Source organism: Flavobacterium fragile, from assembly GCF_023634865.1.
GTDB classification, from domain to species: Bacteria; Bacteroidota; Bacteroidia; order Flavobacteriales; family Flavobacteriaceae; genus Flavobacterium; species Flavobacterium fragile.
The window spans coordinates 448,066-468,576 of the sequence record NZ_JAMLJN010000001.1 but is presented as its reverse complement, the minus strand read 5'-3'; the positions used below and the strand labels follow the sequence as shown (position 1 = coordinate 468,576).

Annotated in this window: 24 protein-coding genes and 1 tRNA gene; 15 read left to right on the top strand and 10 right to left on the bottom strand. The window is 33.1% G+C overall.

Features of this window, described 5'->3' with window-relative positions; all coding sequences use genetic code 11:
* Positions 1 to 25 precede the first annotated feature (25 nt).
* Together NAT47_RS02280 and NAT47_RS02275 are read left to right on the top strand one after the other, a co-directional pair.
* On the top strand, positions 26 to 379 hold the full coding sequence (locus NAT47_RS02280; RefSeq protein WP_250579859.1) for a TM2 domain-containing protein: 354 nt from the start codon (positions 26 to 28) through the stop codon (positions 377 to 379).
* 9 nt (positions 380 to 388) lie between these two features.
* Positions 389 to 724, top strand: coding sequence for a DUF2752 domain-containing protein (locus NAT47_RS02275; protein ID WP_250579857.1), 336 nt, complete (start codon positions 389 to 391; stop codon positions 722 to 724).
* Between the two features lie 148 nt (positions 725 to 872).
* Here NAT47_RS02275 and NAT47_RS02270 read toward each other — a convergent pair whose 3' ends face one another.
* The gene (locus tag NAT47_RS02270) at positions 873 to 1,466 is read right to left on the bottom strand and encodes an outer membrane beta-barrel protein (RefSeq protein WP_250579855.1); all 594 of its coding nucleotides are present in this window, start codon (positions 1,464 to 1,466) and stop codon (positions 873 to 875) included.
* A 304-nt stretch (positions 1,467 to 1,770) separates the two neighbouring features.
* Between NAT47_RS02270 and NAT47_RS02265 the strand changes: the two genes are divergently transcribed.
* The 3 genes from NAT47_RS02265 to NAT47_RS02255 all read left to right on the top strand — a co-directional run bounded on the left by NAT47_RS02265 (position 1,771) and on the right by NAT47_RS02255 (position 5,321).
* Positions 1,771 to 2,325, top strand: a complete 555-nt coding sequence (locus tag NAT47_RS02265; protein ID WP_250579853.1) for a porin family protein — start codon at positions 1,771 to 1,773, stop codon at positions 2,323 to 2,325.
* A 75-nt stretch (positions 2,326 to 2,400) separates the two neighbouring features.
* A complete protein-coding gene (aroQ, locus tag NAT47_RS02260) occupies positions 2,401 to 2,814 on the top strand; it encodes a type II 3-dehydroquinate dehydratase (protein WP_250579851.1) in 414 nt (137 codons plus the stop codon).
* Between the two features lie 44 nt (positions 2,815 to 2,858).
* Positions 2,859 to 5,321 carry a DUF5686 and carboxypeptidase regulatory-like domain-containing protein gene (locus NAT47_RS02255; protein ID WP_250579849.1) on the top strand — a complete coding sequence of 821 codons (2,463 nt, stop codon included), beginning with the start codon at positions 2,859 to 2,861 and terminating at the stop codon, positions 5,319 to 5,321.
* A 67-nt stretch (positions 5,322 to 5,388) separates the two neighbouring features.
* Here the strand turns inward: NAT47_RS02255 and NAT47_RS02250 are convergent, their stop codons facing one another.
* Positions 5,389 to 6,261, bottom strand: coding sequence for an SDR family oxidoreductase (locus NAT47_RS02250; RefSeq protein ID WP_250579847.1), 873 nt, complete (start codon positions 6,259 to 6,261; stop codon positions 5,389 to 5,391).
* Positions 6,262 to 6,336: 75 nt separating this feature from the next.
* Between NAT47_RS02250 and NAT47_RS02245 the strand changes: the two genes are divergently transcribed.
* A complete protein-coding gene (locus NAT47_RS02245) occupies positions 6,337 to 6,678 on the top strand; it encodes a winged helix-turn-helix transcriptional regulator (protein ID WP_250579845.1) in 342 nt (113 codons plus the stop codon).
* A 165-nt stretch (positions 6,679 to 6,843) separates the two neighbouring features.
* Here NAT47_RS02245 and NAT47_RS02240 read toward each other — a convergent pair whose 3' ends face one another.
* The 4 genes from NAT47_RS02240 to NAT47_RS02225 form a co-directional block, all read right to left on the bottom strand.
* Entirely contained in the window at positions 6,844 to 7,611 is a 768-nt protein-coding gene (locus tag NAT47_RS02240; RefSeq protein WP_250579843.1) for a sulfite exporter TauE/SafE family protein, read from the bottom strand.
* A gap of 71 nt (positions 7,612 to 7,682) precedes the next feature.
* The gene (murA, locus tag NAT47_RS02235) at positions 7,683 to 8,993 is read right to left on the bottom strand and encodes a UDP-N-acetylglucosamine 1-carboxyvinyltransferase (protein WP_250579841.1); all 1,311 of its coding nucleotides are present in this window, start codon (positions 8,991 to 8,993) and stop codon (positions 7,683 to 7,685) included.
* An 8-nt stretch (positions 8,994 to 9,001) separates the two neighbouring features.
* A complete protein-coding gene (locus NAT47_RS02230; protein WP_250579839.1) occupies positions 9,002 to 9,703 on the bottom strand; it encodes a DUF4290 domain-containing protein in 702 nt (233 codons plus the stop codon).
* Positions 9,704 to 9,710: 7 nt separating this feature from the next.
* Positions 9,711 to 9,995 (bottom strand): DUF493 domain-containing protein, encoded by a 285-nt coding sequence (locus NAT47_RS02225; RefSeq protein ID WP_250579837.1) that lies wholly within the window; start codon positions 9,993 to 9,995, stop codon positions 9,711 to 9,713.
* A 126-nt stretch (positions 9,996 to 10,121) separates the two neighbouring features.
* Here NAT47_RS02225 and NAT47_RS02220 point away from each other — a divergent pair, with 126 nt between their 5' ends.
* From NAT47_RS02220 to NAT47_RS02200, 5 genes are all read left to right on the top strand, one after another.
* Entirely contained in the window at positions 10,122 to 10,661 is a 540-nt protein-coding gene (locus NAT47_RS02220) for an AAA family ATPase (RefSeq protein WP_250579835.1), read from the top strand.
* 36 nt (positions 10,662 to 10,697) lie between these two features.
* The gene (locus NAT47_RS02215) at positions 10,698 to 12,584 is read left to right on the top strand and encodes a RecQ family ATP-dependent DNA helicase (RefSeq protein ID WP_250579834.1); all 1,887 of its coding nucleotides are present in this window, start codon (positions 10,698 to 10,700) and stop codon (positions 12,582 to 12,584) included.
* Positions 12,584 to 13,531 (top strand): methionyl-tRNA formyltransferase, encoded by a 948-nt coding sequence (gene fmt / locus NAT47_RS02210; RefSeq protein WP_250579833.1) that lies wholly within the window; start codon positions 12,584 to 12,586, stop codon positions 13,529 to 13,531. Before NAT47_RS02215 ends, fmt begins: the two co-directional genes overlap by 1 nt.
* 176 nt (positions 13,532 to 13,707) lie before the next feature.
* Positions 13,708 to 13,983: an HU family DNA-binding protein gene (locus NAT47_RS02205; RefSeq protein WP_073584108.1), complete on the top strand. Its 276-nt coding sequence runs from the start codon at positions 13,708 to 13,710 to the stop codon at positions 13,981 to 13,983.
* 122 nt (positions 13,984 to 14,105) lie between these two features.
* Positions 14,106 to 14,666, top strand: a complete 561-nt coding sequence (locus NAT47_RS02200; protein WP_250579832.1) for a YqgE/AlgH family protein — start codon at positions 14,106 to 14,108, stop codon at positions 14,664 to 14,666.
* Here NAT47_RS02200 and NAT47_RS02195 read toward each other — a convergent pair.
* Both NAT47_RS02195 and NAT47_RS02190 read right to left on the bottom strand, forming a co-directional pair.
* Positions 14,659 to 15,498 (bottom strand): aminotransferase class IV, encoded by an 840-nt coding sequence (locus NAT47_RS02195; RefSeq protein ID WP_250579831.1) that lies wholly within the window; start codon positions 15,496 to 15,498, stop codon positions 14,659 to 14,661. The genes NAT47_RS02200 and NAT47_RS02195 overlap by 8 nt on opposite strands.
* A gap of 54 nt (positions 15,499 to 15,552) precedes the next feature.
* Entirely contained in the window at positions 15,553 to 15,945 is a 393-nt protein-coding gene (locus NAT47_RS02190; protein ID WP_250579830.1) for an START-like domain-containing protein, read from the bottom strand.
* A gap of 154 nt (positions 15,946 to 16,099) precedes the next feature.
* On the opposite strand from NAT47_RS02190, the gene NAT47_RS02185 reads away from it, so the two are divergent.
* The 4 genes from NAT47_RS02185 to NAT47_RS02170 all read left to right on the top strand — a co-directional run bounded on the left by NAT47_RS02185 (position 16,100) and on the right by NAT47_RS02170 (position 18,521).
* Positions 16,100 to 16,173 (top strand) — tRNA-Met (locus NAT47_RS02185).
* Between the two features lie 63 nt (positions 16,174 to 16,236).
* A complete protein-coding gene (locus NAT47_RS02180; protein WP_250579829.1) occupies positions 16,237 to 16,923 on the top strand; it encodes a carboxylesterase family protein in 687 nt (228 codons plus the stop codon).
* Positions 16,924 to 17,009: 86 nt separating this feature from the next.
* Entirely contained in the window at positions 17,010 to 17,543 is a 534-nt protein-coding gene (locus tag NAT47_RS02175) for a CIA30 family protein (protein ID WP_250579828.1), read from the top strand.
* 33 nt (positions 17,544 to 17,576) lie between these two features.
* Entirely contained in the window at positions 17,577 to 18,521 is a 945-nt protein-coding gene (locus NAT47_RS02170) for a tRNA dihydrouridine synthase (protein ID WP_250579826.1), read from the top strand.
* Position 18,522: 1 nt separating this feature from the next.
* Here NAT47_RS02170 and NAT47_RS02165 read toward each other — a convergent pair whose 3' ends face one another.
* The gene (locus NAT47_RS02165) at positions 18,523 to 18,870 is read right to left on the bottom strand and encodes a hypothetical protein (protein WP_250579825.1); all 348 of its coding nucleotides are present in this window, start codon (positions 18,868 to 18,870) and stop codon (positions 18,523 to 18,525) included.
* A 248-nt stretch (positions 18,871 to 19,118) separates the two neighbouring features.
* A complete protein-coding gene (gene hisS / locus NAT47_RS02160; protein ID WP_250579824.1) occupies positions 19,119 to 20,489 on the bottom strand; it encodes a histidine--tRNA ligase in 1,371 nt (456 codons plus the stop codon).
* Positions 20,490 to 20,511 lie beyond the last annotated feature (22 nt).

Sequence of the window (20,511 nt, the reverse complement as noted above, 5' to 3'; positions counted from 1 at the left end):
TTGTACAAATCTAAAACTTTTAATTATGAAAATTAAATTATTTTTCGTGGCATTAATGCTAACGTTTGGTGCATTATCTGTTTCTTATGCATCATTCCCTGTACAAAGTACAAACAATGTAACAGTTGTTGACAACAGCGAAGATGAATTATCTTCACCAGCTGCTGCTGCAGAAGGAAAAAGCCAATTAGTAGCTTTAATTTTAGCTGCTTTAGTAGGTGGTTTAGGAATCCACAGATTCTACTTAGGGTACACTTGGCAAGGAATTGTTCAATTACTTACATTAGGTGGATGTGGTATTTGGGCATTAATCGATTTAATTAGAATCATTACAGGTGATTTACAACCTAAAGACGGTTCTTACGCAAAAACTCTATAATCTTTTCTAATGCGCCATATTCGTAAATTTATTTTTTATACTATTCATATTGTTACTCTTGTAACGCCTTTTGCTTTATGGGCTTTACCTTCAGATTTTTTTGATAAGGGTGAAAGTGTTTGCTTATCGGTTCAACTTGCTGGAATAGAATGTTATGCTTGTGGATTAACAAGAGCTACTATGCATTTTATTCATTTTGAATTTGAAGAAGCATGGAATTTTAATAAATTATCATTTATTGTGGTTCCAATGTTATTTCCTATGTGGATTAAATCGATTTACGATATACAAGGCAAAAGAATGCCTGGCGTCATTGGAAGATTAATGTATGCAAAAGGAGCTTAATAGCTCCTTTTTTTTGTTATTTAACTAACATATAATCATTTTGTAATAACATAAATATATTTAGTTTAATCAATTTAAATGCATACACAAATAAAAAACACAAAAAAACCCGAGCATTGCTCGGGTTTCATTTTTATTTAATTACAAATTAGAATTTGTAGTTAACTCCGAAAGTTACAGCTCTCCAGTCACCTCCAAAATTAAAAGATGTACTAGCCTTTGCACCAGAAACATCAGCCTTTTCAGATGTAAAACCTAAAACAGCTACACCAGCTTCGATAGAAAAGTTAGACGATACGAAATAATTCATACCTAAACCTAAACCAGCATCAATACCGTTTACTTTGTAATTTGTTAATTTATTCTCCATTGAAGAATAATCAAAACCTAATTGACCAAATAATGAAAATTGATTAGCAGGAGTAAAATAGTAACGACCGAAAGCACCTAAAGTTAACCCTGACATGTCTACAGTATCAACCCCAGTATCTTCCGTTTTGTAAGAACCGAAACCTAATTTACCACCAACAGCAATGTTTTCATTTACGAAGAAACCAACTTGTGGAGCGATTTCAAAAGAATTCGTTTTCACATCATTGTTTTTGTCATTTGTAGTTCCAAAAGTGAAAGCACCAGTTACAAATACATCTCCTTTTGAGAAACCACCATTACCTTTTCCTTCTTGTGCGTTAGCAAAACCGAAAGCCAATAATGCTACAGCTGATAATAAAACTTTTTTCATTTTAGTTTAAATTTAAAGTTAGTAGAACAAATTTATGCCATTTTTTCTTACGTAAAAAAATGTTTTTAGAGGTTATTAACAATTTTATTAACAATTAAAAACGAAATTGTTAATAATCAACATGTTGTAGTTTTAAAAATTAACGATTTTATATTAACTTTAATACTTGTTAATAGTGCTTAAAACTTAGCAAAAAAAGTAAAATACTAATTTTCAAACAGTTCCTAAAATCGTTAAAAAGTGTATTTTATCGGGTTTTATACTAAAAAGCGCTAGATTCCGTTATAATTAAAAAATTAATTAAATGAAAAAAGTATTCGCAACCTTATTAGTTTTGTTCCTTGGAACAAATTTTTCTCAAGCACAGTTATTAACATTGGGCATTAAAGGAGGAGCTAGCTTCACCAATTACTCAGGCAGCAGCATTGGAAATATAGAAACAAGCGCTATCACTAACTACCATGGTGGACTTATAGCTGAATTAAAAGTATTTGACAATTTTGCTATTCAACCTGAGCTTTTGTATTCTACCCAAGGCGCTAAACTTAAATACCTTTCTGACGAAATTAAAAACGAGTTGGGATATTTGTCGTTACCAGTATTGGCTAAATTCTATTTAACGTCTAATGGTTTAAGTTTAGAGTTTGGTCCACAAGCCTCGGTATTAGTTAGCGAGAGAAATAAAGTAGACGCTAACGACACGAATCCTTTTGAAGTTGGCCTTGCTGGTGGTTTAAGTTATAAACTAACTAAAAAGATATTTGTATCTGGTCGTTACGTGGCAGGTTTAACGGAAGCTAAAAAAGATGCTGATGTTAAAAATTCAGCGGTTCAGTTATCGGTTGGACTGATGTTTTAATGATATGTTATCAGAATATTTTACTAAAACCATTCTCAAAAGGAATGGTTTTTTTATTTTTACAAAAACATTCGTATGAAAATCATCATTATAAATGGTCCCAATCTCAATCTTTTAGGAAAACGCGAGCCTGAAGTATATGGAAATTCAACTTTCGAATCATACTTGGAAACCTTAAAAACGGAATTTCCAAAAGTAACGTTAGACTATTATCAGAGTAATATAGAAGGAGAAATTATTTCAAAACTTCAGGAAACAGGTTTTAGTTATGATGGCATTATATTGAATGCTGGTGCGTACACACATACCTCAATTGGTATTGGTGATGCGGTTAAAGCTATTACCACTCCTGTTGTGGAAGTTCACATTTCCAACACTTTTTCAAGAGAATCATTTCGTCATCAATCTTATATTTCACCAAATGCTAAGGGCATTATTATTGGCTTTGGACTGCAGAGTTATAAATTAGCTTTACAATCTTTTATGTAATCCAACCTCTTTAGAGAAATATCCGTCTATAAAAACAAACTTCTATGAATAAAATTCTACTTGTCCTATTAAGCATTAGCTCCTTTGCATTTTCACAAATAAAAGGTACTATTAAAGACAAAGAGGGTAATCCAGTTCCATTTGTAAATATTTACATAGAGAATACCTACATAAGCACCACCTCTAACGAATTAGGTAATTACGAATTAAATGTACCCGATAAAAAAAATGTGCATCTTATTTTTCAATGCTTGGGTTTTAAAAGTCAGAAACATATTCTAAATATTACCAACTTTCCGTACGAATTTGATGTAGTATTACAAGAAGAATATTTTCAGTTGAAAGAGGTTGTGGTTATGAATGGCGATAATCCTGCTAATGAAATCATAAGAAATACTATTAAGTCAAAAAAGAAAAATGCTGCTAAAACCGATAAGTTTGAAGCCGATTTTTATTCAAGAGGTATTTTTAGAGCCAAAGACATTCCAAAGAAATTTATGGGAGTTGAAATTGGTGACTTAGACGGCAATCTTGATTCTACTCGTAGCGGTATTATTTATCAATCGGAAACGGTTTCTAAAATTAAATTTGAAAAGCCCGATAATTTAAAAGAGGAAATTATAGCTTCTAAAATAGCTGGAAATGACAATGGTTTTAGTTACAATACGGCTTTAAATACCAATTATGATTTCTATGAAAACTATATTGATTTTGGAATTAATATGGTATCTCCTATTGCTGACAATGCTTTTAATTACTACAAATTTAAATTAGAAAGTTTCTTTTACGACGACAAAAATCAGTTAATCAATAAAATTTTAGTTACTCCTAAACGCGATAAAGAACCTGTTTTTGAAGGCTATATTTATATTGTAGAAGATTCTTGGGCAATTTTTGGAATCGACCTTGACATTAAAGGGTATCGTATGCAACAACCTATTCTGGAAAATATGAAATTAACTCAGAACTTCAGTTATAATTCAGACAGTGAAATTTGGGTTAAAAATATACAAGCTTTAGATTTTGAAGCAGGGATTTTCGGAATGAAGTTCACAGGGAAATTTACGCACGTTTTCACAAACTACAACTTTAAAGACACTTTCGAGAAGAAGACTTTTGGGAAAGAAATTGTTACTTTTGCCGAAAATGCCAATAAAAAAGACACTTCTTATTGGGAAGAAAATCGTCCGGTTCCCTTAACCGAGGAAGAAACTAAAAACTATGTAAAAAAAGACAGCATCCAAACCATCAGAAAATCGCAAGTCTATCTGGATTCGATTGATGCTAAAGGAAATAAATTCAAGTTATTAAAGATTATTTCGGGTTATACGTATAAGAATTCATTTAAAAACTGGAGTTTCAACTATCAAGGTTTGTCTACTGTAGGTTCTTTAAGTTTTAATACGGTTCAGGGATATAACTTAAATAGTGGTTTTTCATATACCAAGCGGAATGAAGAAACAGGAAAATACACATCTATTTCCTCAACTTTTAATTATGGATTTGCCGAAGACCGCCTTCGGGTAAAGGGAAATATTTACCATCGATTTAACAATAAAAACAACGCATATATTAGCCTGAGTGGTGGTAGTGCAATAAGTCAGTTTAATCCAAACGAACCGATCAGTAATTTAGTAAACTCGGTAGCCTCTCTATTTTTCAGAAACAACTTTATGAAATTATACAACAAGGAATTTGCAGAAGTTAACTATGGTAGAGAAGTAACCAATGGTATTTTTGCTTCGGGTAAATTAGTATATGAAAACCGTCGTGCTTTATTCAATAATACCTCTTATAGCTTTGCCAAAAAAAACGATCTATATTTTTCAAACGATCCACTACAACCTTATAATTTTACTTCGGTGCCGTTTGAACAACACCACATAATTAAAGCGAGTCTAGGAACGCGCATTCGTTTTGGACAAAAATATATTTCACGACCAGATGGAAAGATTAACATTCAAAACGATAATTATCCTGTATTGAGTTTCAACTATGAAAAAGGGTTTGGTGCCACTAACAGTAATTACCATTATGACTTGATCAGCGGTACAATAGATTACAATACAACCATTGGTAACAAGGGAGATTTTGGTCTTCGTTTTAAAGCAGGAAAATTCTTTAATGCGGATAATATTTCGTTTGTAGATTATAAACACTTTAACGGAAATCAAACGCATGTGAACTTATTGAATAATTCTTTGAATGCGTTTAACTTGTTACCTTACTATAGTCATTCAACGAATGATGCGTATTTGGAAACGCATATTGAGCACAATTTCAAAGGCTATATTATGAATAAGATTCCGTTGTTGAACAAATTGCAATGGAATTTAATTGGAGGATTTCATCAATTGAACATTCCAAACATGAAACCGTATCAAGAGTTTACTGTTGGTTTTGATAATATTGGTTTTGGTAAATTCCGATTTTTACGCGTTGATTACGTGAGAAGTTACCAAAATGGTGTTCAAGGTGATGGTGTGATGTTTGGATTGAAGTTTTAGTTTTAAAAACTTTTAGATTAGCGATACATTAAAATAAAAGCGTAACTGAGTTACGCTTTTTCATTACTTAAAGAGTATACGTTTTCTTTAAAAAATCTTTGATGCTTGTTGTGGGTCTTCCGATTAATTGCTCCACTGTTGGAGATGGAAAATCAAATTCATCTTGCGCAATAGCAATACAAAAGCCAGCGGCTTCATCAATTTCTTCATTGGTTAAACCATATTCTTTCATTTGCTGAGCAAATTCTTCTGCTGTAGGATTGACATATTCGATTGTTTTCCCAGAAAGTTCGGTTAACATATCTGCAATATCTTGGAACGAATAAGCAGTAGCTCCACCAAATTCATAGGTTTTGTTTTCATGACCTTCAGTTGTAATGATTGTAGCACCTGCTATGGCTAAATCGTTACGAGAGATGTAAGCTGCTTTTCCCATTCCTGCAGGAAGATACACTACGCCCGTTTCAATTACACTTTCTCCCATAAATAAAGGTAAAAGTTCTGCATACAAACCATGTTTTAAAATGGTATACGTCATTCCCGATTCTTTAATTAATGCTTCAGTGTGTAAATCGGCTTCAATTACAAAGGCAATAACAGACGTTCCATCTTCTCTTTTTCGTTGCGCACTAGTATAAATGATATGCTTCACCCCTGCTTCTGCAGCTGCTTTTACTACATTTTCTTGTTGGGTATAACGTTGTGTCACATCACTTGCAGACACAAAATATAACGTATCTACATTAGTAAAAGCCTTTACTAAAGAATCATAATCGTTGTAATCTCCGTATACCACTTCGACTCCTTTGGCTTTGAATTCTTCAGCTTTTTGCAAATCTCTCGCCATTACGCTAACGTTAGTCACTCCTTTTGCAATTAGTTCGTTGGCAACGGCTTTTCCTAAGTTCCCAGTTGCTCCAGTAATTAAAATCTTGTTCATATTCTCTATTTTTTGAGCAAAGGTATTTATATTTGCTTTATAAAAGTTAGTAGTTACCTAAAGGAAAGTAAGTATATGATGGAAAATAATTCGGAATGTATCAACGCTTTATTGCCCGTGGGAGATGCATTAGATGTGATTAGTGGAAAATGGAAATTGTTAATTTTGATTTCAATATCTAGTGGCAATCATCGTTTTACAGATATTGAAAGAAGCATACCTAAAATATCCGCTAAGGTATTATCGAAAGAATTAAAAGAATTGGAGGCTCATACGTTGATTAAAAGGACGGTTTATGATCAATCTCCCGTTTTAATTAAATACACCATAACACCTTACACTGAAACTTTGTACCCAATAATTGAAGAATTAAGGTTGTGGGGATTAAACCACCGTAAGGTGATTACGGGGAAATAATTCATTTAATTATAAATCAGCTATCAATTCTTTTGGTGCGAATGAATTATAAAATTGTGAATTGTAAACCATTGTTTTAGCAACTTATAAAAACACAAACCTCATTTCGTATTCTTTAAAAAAGAAATTAAAATTCAAATCGAAATTCCTTAATTTGATTTTAAATTACTTAAAAAACACATCATATCCAAAACGAAGCAACGCAAATCCGACAACAATTAAGAAGAACATCCGAATAAATCCGTTGCCCTGAGAAATGGCTAGTTTGGCTCCTAACCAAGCTCCAATGATATTACAGATTGCCATAGGAATAGCCACTGCCCAAATAATCTTTCCTTTAAGCATAAACAAAGTAATCGAACCGAAGTTGGTTGCCAAATTGACTAATTTAGCATTTGCATTGGCTTGAAGAAAATCAAAACCCAAAATGGCGATAAAAGCCATAATTAATAAGCTTCCTGTTCCTGGACCTATGAAACCGTCATAAAAACCAAGAACTGCAACAATGAGCGATGCATAAAGATATAACTGTTGTTTGGTTAGAATACTAATATGAAAATGACCAAAATCTTTCTTTAGGTAAGTGTAAATCAATAATATGAGTAAGATGACAAAAAGAACTGGTTTCATGAAATCGTTTTTCATGACATTTAATAAACTTGAACCTAAATAAGAAAACGAAAAGGAAACAATTGCCATAACAACAAATAATCTCCAATTGATTTTTACTTTTTTCACATATTGATAAGCCGCAATACTCGTACCGCTAAAACCTGGAATTTTAAGTGTCCCAATAACCGAAGCTACTGGTAAATTAGGCAACAAAATTAAAGCTGCAGGAGTTTGAATAAGTCCGCCACCACCTACAATAGCATCTATAAAACCAGCTACGAAAGAAGCTATGCAGAGAAAAATGATAATGTAGGTTCCCATTTTTTAGTAATCAGTCTCAGTGTTCAGTCACAGTAAAACTGCTTACTGCGACTGCTTACTGAAAACTAAGTTTATACTCTTACGATATTTGCTCCGATAGCGCGAAGTCTTTCATCGATGCGCTCGTAACCTCTATCAATTTGTTCAATATTTTGGATAGTTGAAGTTCCTTTTGCAGTTAGAGCTGCGATTAATAGGGAGATTCCCGCTCTAATATCTGGCGAACTCATGGTCGTAGCTTTTAATTGCGATTGGAAATTATGTCCCATAACCACTGCTCTGTGTGGATCACATAACATAATTTTGGCTCCCATATCAATTAATTTATCCACAAAAAACAAACGGCTTTCAAACATTTTTTGATGAATTAATACATCTCCTTTTGCTTGAGTAGCCACCACTAGAACGATACTCAATAGATCAGGAGTAAAACCCGGCCACGGAGCATCTGCTATGGTTAAAATAGAACCATCAATGTCGGTTTTGATTTCGTAACCATCTTTATGAGCAGGAATGTAAATATCATCTCCTTTTCTTTCTAAGGTGATTCCTAATTTTCTAAACACACTTGGAATTTGTCCTAAATTATCCCAACTCACATTTTTAATTGTGATTTCGCTTCTTGTCATTGCTGCAAGACCAATCCAAGAACCGATTTCAATCATATCAGGTAAAATTCTGTGTTCGCAACCACCTAAGCTTTCTACTCCTTCAATAGTTAATAAGTTTGACCCAACTCCAGTGATTTTCGCACCCATTGAGTTTAACATTTTACACAACTGTTGTAAGTATGGCTCACAAGCCGCGTTGTATATTGTTGTTGTTCCTTCCGCTAAAACGGCTGCCATTACGATATTAGCAGTCCCTGTTACAGAAGCTTCGTCTAACAACATATAAGTTCCTTGTAATCTTCCGTCAATCTCTACTCCGTAGAAATGGTCTTCTCTTTCATATCTGAATTTTGCACCAAGGTTAATAAAACCTTCAAAATGCGTATCTAAACGACGACGTCCGATTTTATCACCTCCTGGCTTAGGAATGTATCCACAACCAAAACGTGCTAAAAGTGGTCCAACAATCATAATCGAACCTCTTAAACTTCCGCCTTCTTTTTTGAACGCTTCTGTTTTTAAGTAGTTTACATTTACCTCATCGGCTTGAAACGTGTAATCGCCAGGGCCATTTTTTTGAATTTTAACACCTAAATTACCTAAAAGTGTAATCAATTTATTAACGTCAATGATATCTGGAATATTGGTTACTCTTACTTTTTCAGAAGTTAATAACACAGGACATAACACTTGTAACGCTTCGTTTTTAGCGCCTTGTGGTGTGATTTCTCCTTTTAATGCTTTTCCTCCTTCAATTTTGAATGTTCCCATGTAACTGCCTATTTTTTAAATGTATTTTTATTTTGATTGTTTTTGTTCAGGTGCCCTTTGATGTTACTGTTTTTCTTAACTATACCTGGCTTTGATGATCCAAATTGTGCTTTGTTTGAAACTTTCTTATTCACTTTCATTAAATCATGAGTATTCGAAAGCTCTTCATTCGATTTTGAAAGGTTTAATTTTCCTCCTGAAAGTTCTAGTAAATGTTCAAAAATCACTTCATCCGTTACTGTATCTTTGTTCCAACTTAAGTAACACTTTTTCATGTGATTGGCAATTACTAAAACCAAAGCATTCTTCAATTCACTATCTTCCCAACTGTTGGCTACATCAATCATGTATTTGATGTTGTTACCATAAAAACGGTATTTTGGAAAATTTTGAGGGTATTTTAAACGATCTGGTTTTTGTGTCAAAATATCTTCAGAAGGAATGGGATAGGGTGAATTTACATCCAATTTAAAATCAGACATAATAAACAACTGATCCCACAATTTATGTTGAAAATCGGGCACATCTCGTAAGTGTGGATTTAAAGAACCCATTACAGAAATGATGTATTTTGCCGCTTTATTTCGCTCTTCTCTATCTTCAATTGCTGTTGCTTGATCGATTAGCTTTTGTAAATGTCTGCCGTATTCAGGAATAATCAAATGCGGACGCTGCGAATTATATTCTAAATTACTTACTTCTTCTTGCATATTTATTTTATAATGAAATGATGCCTTCTATATCAGAAACCTCAATATATTTATCAATTACACTCTGCGGATTTGGCATATTCACACTAATTGAAACACTCGTAAATTTACCTGTTTTAGATTGTTGAGTAGAAATAACAGCACCCATATTATTAAATGCTGCTTCAACTTTTGCTATGCTGTGAATATCAGAAGGCATAATAAATTTATACAAATACTCTGATGGCCAAATCGTTGAGTTAGCCAATTCTTCTTTTAAACGCACATAAAATTCTTCTGTTTTCTTATCCATCATCATTTCGTTTTTGGAAAAGCAAATATACTTTATTCTGTTTAGAATTGTATTGTAGTAACTTATAAATTTTAAAGTTGATTAGATTTTTAAAAAAACTTACTTTTGCGCCTTAGTAATTCCAATATGAACAAAGAAATTGTGGTTTTAATTGGTGGACCAAGCTCTGGAAAAACCACCTTAATAGAAGCTTTAAAAGCTAAAGGGCACACTTGTTATCCTGAGATTTCTCGTGAAGTCATTCGTGAAGCACAAGAACAAGGCATAGAACAATTGTTTCTAGAAAAACCGCTTTTGTTTAGCGAATTATTGTTGGAAGGTAGAAAAAAACAATACAAAGCAGCTTTACAAGAAGAAGCAAATATTGTTTTTTTAGATAGAGGTATACCTGATGTTTTAGCATACATGCACTATATTGGAGACTCTTATCCTTCTTTTTTTGATACGGCTTGCAAAGAGCACAAATATACTTCCATTTTTGTACTTCCACCTTGGGAAGAAATTTATGTGAGTGATGCAGAACGTTACGAAAATTACGAACAAGCCGTTCTAATTCACCAACATTTAATGGAAACTTACGAAAAATATGGGTATTCGATAACTGAAGTCCCTAAAGACACCGTTGAAAATCGCGTAGATTTCATCATGAAACAATTAGGTAAATAATTTTTTGTATTTTAGTGTTTCTAAAAGCCTATTTAAATGTCGGAAGCCTTACAAATTCTTAAAAAATACTGGAAACACGATAGTTTTAGAGCACCTCAAGAAGCCATTATTCAATCGGTTTTAGATGGTAATGATACGTTTGCGCTTTTACCAACGGGTGGCGGAAAATCAGTTTGTTTTCAGATTCCGGCGATGATGTTGAATGGAATTTGCTTGGTAATTTCGCCTTTGATTGCTTTAATGAAAGATCAGGTTCAAAATTTACAAAGCAAAAACATCAAAGCGATTGCCTTAACTGGTGGCGTTTCTCAAGACGACATTATTGATATTTTAGACAACTGCCAATTTGGAAATTATAAGTTCTTATATCTTTCACCCGAACGTTTGCAACACGACTGGATTGTAGAACGTTTGAAACAATTACCTATTAACCTTATTGCTATTGACGAAGCCCATTGTGTGAGCCAATGGGGACACGATTTTAGACCGGCTTATTTGAAAATTTCGGCTTTAAAAACACACTTCCCTTCTACTCCATTTTTAGCTTTGACTGCAACGGCAAATAAAAGAGTTCAGGAAGATATTTGTACGCATTTGGCTTTGGTAAATCCGAAAGTTTTTACGAAGTCATTTACTAGAGAAAATTTAGCGTATCACGTGATTAAAACCGAAGATAAATTATTCAAGATTCAGCAGATATTGACAAAAAATCCGCAATCTTCGATAATCTATGTTCGCAATCGAAAATCGTGTATTGAAACATCGCAACAGTTGAATCAATTGGGTTTTACTTGTACGTTTTATCATGGTGGCTTACCTGCAAAAGAGAAAGAAAAAAACATGCAATCGTGGTTGGAAAACAAATCGCAAGTTATTGTAGCTACGAATGCTTTTGGAATGGGAATCGACAAACCCGATGTTAAAACGGTGATTCACATTCAACTTCCAGAAAACATTGAAAATTACTACCAAGAAGCAGGAAGAGCGGGTCGAAATGGAGAAAAGGCATTCGGAATTATTGTTACCAATCCTTCTGATATTGCTTACACCAAGGCTCAATTTATAGATGTTTTACCCAATAAAAAATTCGTAAAAGACGTTTACATCAAATTGAATAATTACTTCCAAATTGCTTATGGCGAAGGTTATAACGAAAGTTTTGCTTTCAATTTGAATCAGTTTTGTGCGCATTACCATTTTCCGGTAATTAAAGCTTTTAATAGTTTGCAATTTTTAGATCGTCAAGGTATTATTACATTTCAAAGTGAATCCACAGAAAAAATTAGTTTGCAATTTATCATTCCGAGCAAAGAAGTCATTCGTTACATCAGTTTACATCCTCACGACGAACCTGTTATTACCACTATTTTGAGAACCTATTCTGGCATTTTTGATGTAGAAACTACGATTAATCCGCATTTGGTGGCCAAAAAAGCAAACACCTCAGAAAAAAAAGTAGAAGAAATAATTGATAAATTGGCTGCGAGTCAGTGCATTATTTTACATGCAAAAAACAACGATAGTTCCATCACGTTTAACGAAGCTCGAGAAGATGATTTAACTATTAATCGCGTGGCGAAGTTTTTAGAACATCAAAACCAATTAAAAGAAGATCAGTTTCAACAAGTAGTGCAATACATCACCAATGAAGATACGTGTAAAAACAAAATGCTTCTAGCTTATTTCGATGAAATTGCAAATGAGGATTGTGGCATTTGTTCGTATTGTACTTCTAAAAAAAAAGTCAATCCCGTTGAAATAACGCAATCAGTTCTTCAATTATTAACGAAAAGTCCATTAAGTTCAAGAGAAATTGAAAACCAACTTCACATTTCTTCAGAAGCGACTATCTTTGCAATTCAATTATTGTTAGAAAATAATCGTATTAAAATCAATTCAAACAATCAATATTACCTTATATAATGGAAAAATTACGAATTGTATTCATGGGAACGCCCGATTTTGCTGTTGGGATTTTGGATACTATTTACAAAAACAACTATGATATTGTTGGCGTTATCACCGCTCCAGACAAACCTGCAGGTCGTGGACAAAAAGTAAGCATGAGTGCGATTAAAGAATATGCGTTAGAAAAAAACTTGCGTTTACTACAGCCTACCAATTTAAAATCGGAAGAATTTTTATCTGAATTAAGAAGTTTAGAAGCGAATTTACAAGTAGTCGTAGCCTTTAGAATGTTACCTGAAGTAGTTTGGAAAATGCCTAAATTAGGCACCTTTAATCTCCACGCTTCATTGTTACCAGAATACCGTGGGGCCGCTCCTATTAATTGGGCTATCATTAATGGCGAAACTAAAACAGGCGTTACCACTTTCTTTATTGATGATAAAATTGATACTGGTGCGATGATTTTAAGTAAGGAAACAGAAATCGGAGCCAATGAAACTGCTGGAGAATTACATGACCGATTGATGCATTTAGGAAGCGAGGCGGTTTTAGAAACTTTACAATTAATCGAATCTGGAAAAGCGACTACTACTTTACAAGAAAACCATCCTGATGTAAAAACGGCTTACAAACTAAACAAGGATAATTGCAAAATTGATTGGTCGCAATCTGGAATGACTATTTTTAATTTAATTAGAGGTTTGTCACCTTATCCAGCCGCTTGGACCTATATTAAAGATGGCGAAAATGAATGGAATGTAAAAATCTACTCGGCTAGTTTTGAAGAAAAAGAACATTCAGAAAGGGTTGGAAAAATTACTACTACTAAAAAAGAGATTTTTGTAGCCGTAAAAGATGGCATTCTAAAAATTGAAAGTTTACAATTTCCAGGAAAGAAAAGGATGTGGGCACATGAATTATTGAATGGTGTTAAGCTAACAGAAAATGCAATAGCACTGTAAGCCTTGAAAACACTACAATTGAGCATAAAATTTAAAAAAACAAACAATGTTATTAACATTTACTCTATTTTATTAACATTTTGGTCGAAAAAATTACCAAATACTTGCACAGCTCAATAATACCGCTAAATTTGCTATAAATAATTAAGTTTAACCAATTATAAATAACTTTAATCATGAACAAATCAGAATTAATCGATGCAATGGCAGCTTCTGCTGGAATTACAAAAGCGGCTGCAAAATTAGCTTTAGAATCATTTTTAAGCAATGTTGAAGGAACTTTACAAAAAGGTGGAAGAGTATCTTTAGTAGGTTTCGGTTCTTGGTCAGTATCTAAAAGAGCTGCAAGAGATGGTAGAAATCCACAAACTGGTAAAACTATCAAAATTGCTGCCAAAAACGTAGTAAAATTCAAAGCTGGTGCTGAATTAGAAGGTGCAGTAAACAAATAATATTTTTGTTACTACTAGATAGAGAGTCCCGATGCAAATCGGGACTTTTTTTTACACTTAATCGAATTTTTTTGATTTTTTATGTTTTTTTTAATAACTTTAGTTATTAAACTATAGAAACTATGATATCAATTTTACCCAAAAAAGGTCATTTGCTAATTGCTGAGCCCTCTATTTTAGGCGATGTTTCTTTTAATCGCTCTGTAGTACTATTAGCAGAACATAATGATGAAGGTTCCATAGGATTTATTTTAAACAAACCTTTGTCATACAGTATAAATGATTTAATTCCTGAAATTGATGCCACTTTTGAAATTTACAATGGAGGTCCAGTAGAACAAGACAATCTGTATTTTATTCATACCATTCCTGATGTAATACCTAATAGTGTCGAAATATCAAATGGAATTTATTGGGGAGGTGACTTTGAAACTACCAAGCAACTTATAAATGAAGATAAAATTTCGAAAAATCAGATTCGTTTCTTTTTAGGATACAGCGGATGGAGTGTGAACCAACTAGAAATGGAACTTCAAGAAAACGCTTGGATTGTATCCGAAAATACTCAAAAAAACAAATTACTTTCCAAAGCTAGTAATCAATTTTGGAAAGAAAAAATCATTGAACAAGGGGGAGAATATATTTTGTTTTCAAATGCTCCAGAAAACCCAACGCTTAACTAAGACAGACTTTAGCATTTAATCTAAATAATACCTCAGAGGCAAAATCTGTAGTGTATTCTTTTTTACGGTATTTCGTTATTGGTTGTATCCCTGAAATTACATTCGTTAAAAACAATTCATCTGCTTTTTGCAAATCAAACGGAGAGATAGAAGCTTCTTTTACTTCAATTCCTTCTATTTTCTTTACAATTTCGAGTACCTGTTTACGCATAATTCCATTTAAACAGCCATCAGAAATTGGCGGTGTCAACACAACATTACCCGTTTTCATAAAGATATTGCTTTGCAATGCTTCCACTACATTCTTTTCATCATTCAAAACAAGACAATTATCATAACCATTCTCTTCCGCAAAAATACTTCCTGTAATTTGAAGCATTTTATTATTAGTCTTTAAAGACGATAACAGTTGTTTACTTATATAAAAATCTTTGTATAAATCTACTTCATAATGCTCTTTACCAAAAGTATAAACATCTGAACTTAAGGGTGATGCCGTTACTAAAAACTGAACATTTCTAGATTTAGGCAAATAAAAACCCTCTGAATCTCGGTAAACAGAAAAACGAACACGGTAGGAATTTGCATTATTTAGCGATTGTACCAAATTTAAAATTTGGGATTCAAAGTACTCCATAGTAAAATTCATTGGAATTTCCATACGACAAATACGCATTGAAGCCATCAATCTAAAATAGTGATCTTCAAGAAACAACACTTTGTTATCCAACACTTTAATTGTTTCAAAAACACTATCTCCAAATAAAAAACCTCTATTATTTTCAATCGAAATTGAACTGTTTTCTTGAATATTTCCGTTAAAATTTATCATAAAAAAATCCCGACTTTTAAAATCGGGACAAATATAGTTGATATTATTGAGTTTTTAAACGGAACCCAACACATGTTTTAGGTCTGAGATTTGATTTTCCCACAATAACTTTGACTCTTCAATTTCATCTGAATGAGCAAAATCAGAAATTACGATAGAGACATCTTTTGTTATTTCATCTTCAATAATTTTCATTTCAAAAAAATAATCAGTTTCACTTCCATCTTCATCTAACCATTTAAACTTAATTCTTTCACCTGATTTTTTTGAAGCTAATTTTGCTTTTTCTTCAGAATCATCCCAAATGAAGGTAAAATACTCTCCTCTTGAATTTACATTATCTGCAAACCATTCTGATAATCCTGACGGAGTAGATATGTATTGATATAATAATTGTGGCGAAGATTGTATGGGGAATTCTAATTCGTATTTTACTTTTACACTCATAGTTCGTTTTTATTTTTCAGTTTGGAAATATATATAGAATATGTCAAATTAACAAAAAAATATTTTAATTTATTTTAGTTAAAAAATATTTGCAAAGAAAAGAATTAGTTATATATTTGCACCCGCATTCAGCAATGATGTAAAACCAACATTTGGCGAGGTAGCTCAGTTGGTTAGAGCGCAGGATTCATAACCCTGAGGTCACGGGTTCAACTCCCGTCTTCGCTACATATAACCCGAAATTTTACTTTTGTAAATTTCGGGTTTTTTTATTAACATAATTCACTGACTATGAAGGCAAAGCAATTATACCTACTACTTTTTTTTCTCGTTTGCTCCTTTAGTTTTGCCCAATTAACCCCAATAAAAAACAAAACGGATTATCCCTTTTGGATAAATCTCCCGAATAATTCCCGAGAAAACGAAAAACAACCTCTACTAATTTTTCTACACGGAAAAAGTTTATCTGGAACCGATTTAAATCGAGTAAAACGCTATGGTGTTTTAAGAGCTATGGACAAAGGGAGAGATATTCCTGGAATTGTAGTAGCACCTCAACTGGCTAAAGGCAATTGGAATCCAGATAAAGTACTTGAAATTTTAGAATACGTAAAGAAAAACTACAACGTTGACGAATCTCGAATTTACGTTTGCGGGATGAGTTTAGGTGGATATGGAACCTTACACTTTGCAGGTAAATACGCCGATAAAATCACGGCAGCCGTAGCAATTTGTGGTGGTGGAAATGCTAATGATGGTTGTAATTTATCTACAATTCCTCTTTGGATTCAACATGGTGATGTAGATTATATCGTTCCGATGTCAGAATCTAAAAAAGTCGTGGATGCGATAAAAAAATGCGATCAAAATGCTGATGTGACCTTCACCATCATAAAAGGCGGAAATCACGGCAACGTAGAACGTTTGTTCCATGAAGATGCCATTTATGATTGGTTGTTTAAACAAAAACGAAAGTAAATCGTTTTCAACTTAAACACTTCGAAACCTAAGGTTAATTTTTAAAATAAATAATTTCATTTCAGTACTTTTATAAAAATTAAGCTATGAAATGGTTATTCTTGTTATTGCTAATGTCGTTCCAGATGAATAATTCTTTACTTTTCGACTTCAATGAAAAATCCAATCCGCGCGAATGGAGAATTATTGATGATGTAGTCATGGGAGGTATTTCAGACGGAAAATTTAAAATGGATGAAAATGGAAACGGTGTTTTTTTTGGAAGAGTTTCGACCGAAAATAATGGAGGATTTTCATCGGTGCGCCATCAAATGAAAGCAAAAGATATTAGTGGTTTTTCAAAAGTTCGTATTCGACTTAAAGGTGATGGTAAAAAATATCAATTCAGAATCAAAGACAATGTTAACGCTTATTATTCTTATATCACCACTTTTGAAACCTCTGGCGAATGGGAAAATATTACGCTGAATTTAAATGATTTATATCCATCTTTTAGAGGACAAACCTTAAACCTACCTAATTTTGATGGCAAAGTTTTGGAAGAAATTGCGTTTCTAATTGGAAATAAAAAAGAGGAATCTTTTGAACTAAAATTGGACAAAATCGAGTTGCTTAAATAAAATCGCAGCCCAAAATTATAGTATCTTTGCTGCATGAGTATTACATTATTATCTTCTCCTTTACAAGGTTTTACCGATTTTAGATTCCGAAACGCTTTTCACAAACACTTTGGTGGTATTGATACATTCTATTCGCCCTACATTAAATTAAATGGTAAATTAGTGGTTAAAGGTTCGTACGAACGTGATATTCTTCCCGAAAACAACACCACGCTAGAAGTCATACCACAAATTATAACGAATGATGCCGAAGAGTTTTTATTTGTGGCAAAATATGTGCAACAATTCGGATACAAAGAATTAAATTGGAACTTAGGTTGTCCATATCCTATGGTAGCCAAATGTGGCATGGGTTCGGGATTAATTAGCAATACGTCACAAATTGAACATATTTTAAAACGGGTTCACAATGAAACGGACATCATTGTTTCGATGAAAATGCGAATGGGTTACGAAAATCCAACCGAGATTTTAGATGTTTTTCCCATTTTAGATCAATATCCAATTAAAAATATTGCCATTCATGCCCGAATTGGAAAACAATTGTACAAAGGCGGTGTGGATTTAGATTCGTTTGAAAAATGTTTGGAACATACGAAACATAAAATCTATTACAATGGGGATATTACTTCGGTGTCTAAATTCAAAGAATTACAAGAACGTTTTCCTTCCATCGACCATTGGATGATTGGTAGAGGTTTAATCGCAGACCCGTTTTTACCGTCAATGATTAAAAACAATACTACAGAATATACTAAAAATAAATTGGAAATTTTTGAAGCCTTTCACGATGAAATTTATCGAGAATACGATGCGTATTTACAAGGACCAACGCCAATTCGCATGAAAATGTTAGGCTTTTGGGAATACTTTTCAGAGTCGTTTTCCAATCCGCAAAAAACTTTTAAAAAGATTAAAAAAGCAGGTAATAGTAAGAATTACGAGGCAGCTGTGAAAGAGATTTTTAAAAACGGTTAATTTATAGGGTAACCCTATCGCCTATTTTCTTCCCAATAAGATAGGCGATTGTTATTCCTAAAATCAAAATCCAAAGATTCATAAAAACATACAAGGTATAAAGTATTGGATTTTCAGTAGAATTGAAACAATAACTATCAATCAAAAAACAAAACCGAACTGTTTCTCTGGAAAATAAAGACAACGCATAACTCATTAATAAAGTAATTCCCAAAGCCGAAAGCAAATACACTACATTTTTATTTCGTGGTTTTTTGCCTGTTGGTTTAAAAGCATTTCGTTCTTCCTCAGAACGTTTGTTGTTCTGAAGAGACCAAATCACTTTTTTTGCTTCGTCGTCTATATTCATGTCAAAAATCAATTACAAGTTCAAGGGCAAAAATCAAATTCAAGTTCAAAATAAGTGAAACGCCATGTGCAACTCTAATCAACACAATCAAGGTCAAAAAAACTCGGCGAATCTCTGTGTAAATTTTAACACAAAGGCGCAAAGTCTTTCGCAAAGCACACAAAGCTTTTTTGAATTTATCAAATTACTTAAATCTGTGTTCCTAATTCAGATTTGAGTAATTTTTCTATACAAAGTTCGACTTATGATTATTGTAATAACTTAATTAATGCTGCAAAATCTACTTTTTGTTGTTCGCCAGTAGCTAAATTTTTCAATCCAAATTCTTCACGCTGCATTTCTGATTCTCCTACAATTACAGCAAATGGAATTCCTCTTCTGTCGGCATGTTTGAATTGTTTATCAATCTTCGCTTTATCTGGATATAATTCTACTTTAATTCCTTTTTGACGTAATTTTCCTATAGCTTGCATCGCATACAAGGCTTCTTTATCACCAAAGTTTAGGAATAAGGCTTTTGAAGTAGCCGTTACTGTTTCGGGAAACAAACCTACTTCCTCCATTACCAAAGCAATTCGATCCAAACCAAACGAAATTCCAACACCCGACATATTTTTCAATCCAAAAATCCCGGTCAAGTCATCATAACGTCCACCGCCACCAATCGAACCCATAGCAACACCTTTTGGTGCAGCGACTTCAAAAATGGCACCTGTGTAATAATTTAAACCACGTGCTAAGGTAACATCTAAATCTAAAAAAGCGGTTTGTAAACCTAAAATGGTAACGTTATCACAAATGAATTGCAACTCGTTAACGCCTTTCATTCCTTCTTCAGAATTGGCTAATAACTGAGCTAATTTTTCTATTTTCTCATTGATGGTTCCGGTAAAATTGAACAACGGTTGTACTTTTTCAATTGCGGTTTCCGAAATGCCTTTTTCTAACATTTCTTTTTTCACACCGTCTTCTCCAATTTTGTCTAATTTATCTAACGCTACCGTAAAATCAATCAATTTATCAGAAGCACCAATTACCTCAGCAATTCCAGATAAGATTTTACGATTGTTAATTTTAATCGTAACGCCACCTAAACCTAATTGCGTGAAAACCGAATCATACAATTGCACCAACTCCACTTCTTGCCAAAGTGAATTCGAACCCACCACATCAGCATCACACTGATAAAACTCTCTAAAACGTCCTTTTTGAGGTCTATCGGCACGCCAAACCGGTTGAATTTGATAACGCTTGAATGGAAATTCAATTTCGTTTTGGTGTTGTACTACATAACGCGCAAAAGGAACGGTTAAATCGTAACGAAGGGCTTTTTCAGAAATATGACTTGTTAACTTCAAACTATCTCTATTTTCTAGTAAAGTAGCATCCGCTTTAGCTAAATAATCTCCTGAATTCAAAATCTTAAAAATCAGTCGATCCCCTTCTTCACCATATTTTCCCATTAAAGTTTCCGAATTTTCAAACGAAGGCGTTTCAATAGGTTGAAAGCCAAATTTCTCAAAATTGGTTTTTATCGTACTAAAAATATAATTGCGTTTCGCCACTTCAGCTGGTGAAAAATCACGAGTTCCTTTTGGTATGCTTGGTTTTTGTGCCATTTTAAATTTAGAATTTAGAATT

What these genes read in the sequence shown, in the direction of transcription:
- NAT47_RS02280 (WP_250579859.1), top strand. Translation starts at nt 26, where the DNA reads ATGAAAATTAAATTATTTTTCGTGGCATTAATGCTAACGTTTGGTGCA.
- NAT47_RS02275 (WP_250579857.1), top strand. Translation starts at nt 389, where the DNA reads ATGCGCCATATTCGTAAATTTATTTTTTATACTATTCATATTGTTACT.
- NAT47_RS02270 (WP_250579855.1), bottom strand. Translation starts at nt 1,466, where the DNA reads ATGAAAAAAGTTTTATTATCAGCTGTAGCATTATTGGCTTTCGGTTTT.
- NAT47_RS02265 (WP_250579853.1), top strand. Translation starts at nt 1,771, where the DNA reads ATGAAAAAAGTATTCGCAACCTTATTAGTTTTGTTCCTTGGAACAAAT.
- aroQ (WP_250579851.1), top strand. Translation starts at nt 2,401, where the DNA reads ATGAAAATCATCATTATAAATGGTCCCAATCTCAATCTTTTAGGAAAA.
- NAT47_RS02255 (WP_250579849.1), top strand. Translation starts at nt 2,859, where the DNA reads ATGAATAAAATTCTACTTGTCCTATTAAGCATTAGCTCCTTTGCATTT.
- NAT47_RS02250 (WP_250579847.1), bottom strand. Translation starts at nt 6,261, where the DNA reads ATGAACAAGATTTTAATTACTGGAGCAACTGGGAACTTAGGAAAAGCC.
- NAT47_RS02245 (WP_250579845.1), top strand. Translation starts at nt 6,337, where the DNA reads ATGATGGAAAATAATTCGGAATGTATCAACGCTTTATTGCCCGTGGGA.
- NAT47_RS02240 (WP_250579843.1), bottom strand. Translation starts at nt 7,611, where the DNA reads ATGGGAACCTACATTATCATTTTTCTCTGCATAGCTTCTTTCGTAGCT.
- murA (WP_250579841.1), bottom strand. Translation starts at nt 8,993, where the DNA reads ATGGGAACATTCAAAATTGAAGGAGGAAAAGCATTAAAAGGAGAAATC.
- NAT47_RS02230 (WP_250579839.1), bottom strand. Translation starts at nt 9,703, where the DNA reads ATGCAAGAAGAAGTAAGTAATTTAGAATATAATTCGCAGCGTCCGCAT.
- NAT47_RS02225 (WP_250579837.1), bottom strand. Translation starts at nt 9,995, where the DNA reads ATGGATAAGAAAACAGAAGAATTTTATGTGCGTTTAAAAGAAGAATTG.
- NAT47_RS02220 (WP_250579835.1), top strand. Translation starts at nt 10,122, where the DNA reads ATGAACAAAGAAATTGTGGTTTTAATTGGTGGACCAAGCTCTGGAAAA.
- NAT47_RS02215 (WP_250579834.1), top strand. Translation starts at nt 10,698, where the DNA reads ATGTCGGAAGCCTTACAAATTCTTAAAAAATACTGGAAACACGATAGT.
- fmt (WP_250579833.1), top strand. Translation starts at nt 12,584, where the DNA reads ATGGAAAAATTACGAATTGTATTCATGGGAACGCCCGATTTTGCTGTT.
- NAT47_RS02205 (WP_073584108.1), top strand. Translation starts at nt 13,708, where the DNA reads ATGAACAAATCAGAATTAATCGATGCAATGGCAGCTTCTGCTGGAATT.
- NAT47_RS02200 (WP_250579832.1), top strand. Translation starts at nt 14,106, where the DNA reads ATGATATCAATTTTACCCAAAAAAGGTCATTTGCTAATTGCTGAGCCC.
- NAT47_RS02195 (WP_250579831.1), bottom strand. Translation starts at nt 15,498, where the DNA reads ATGATAAATTTTAACGGAAATATTCAAGAAAACAGTTCAATTTCGATT.
- NAT47_RS02190 (WP_250579830.1), bottom strand. Translation starts at nt 15,945, where the DNA reads ATGAGTGTAAAAGTAAAATACGAATTAGAATTCCCCATACAATCTTCG.
- NAT47_RS02180 (WP_250579829.1), top strand. Translation starts at nt 16,237, where the DNA reads ATGAAGGCAAAGCAATTATACCTACTACTTTTTTTTCTCGTTTGCTCC.
- NAT47_RS02175 (WP_250579828.1), top strand. Translation starts at nt 17,010, where the DNA reads ATGAAATGGTTATTCTTGTTATTGCTAATGTCGTTCCAGATGAATAAT.
- NAT47_RS02170 (WP_250579826.1), top strand. Translation starts at nt 17,577, where the DNA reads ATGAGTATTACATTATTATCTTCTCCTTTACAAGGTTTTACCGATTTT.
- NAT47_RS02165 (WP_250579825.1), bottom strand. Translation starts at nt 18,870, where the DNA reads ATGAATATAGACGACGAAGCAAAAAAAGTGATTTGGTCTCTTCAGAAC.
- hisS (WP_250579824.1), bottom strand. Translation starts at nt 20,489, where the DNA reads ATGGCACAAAAACCAAGCATACCAAAAGGAACTCGTGATTTTTCACCA.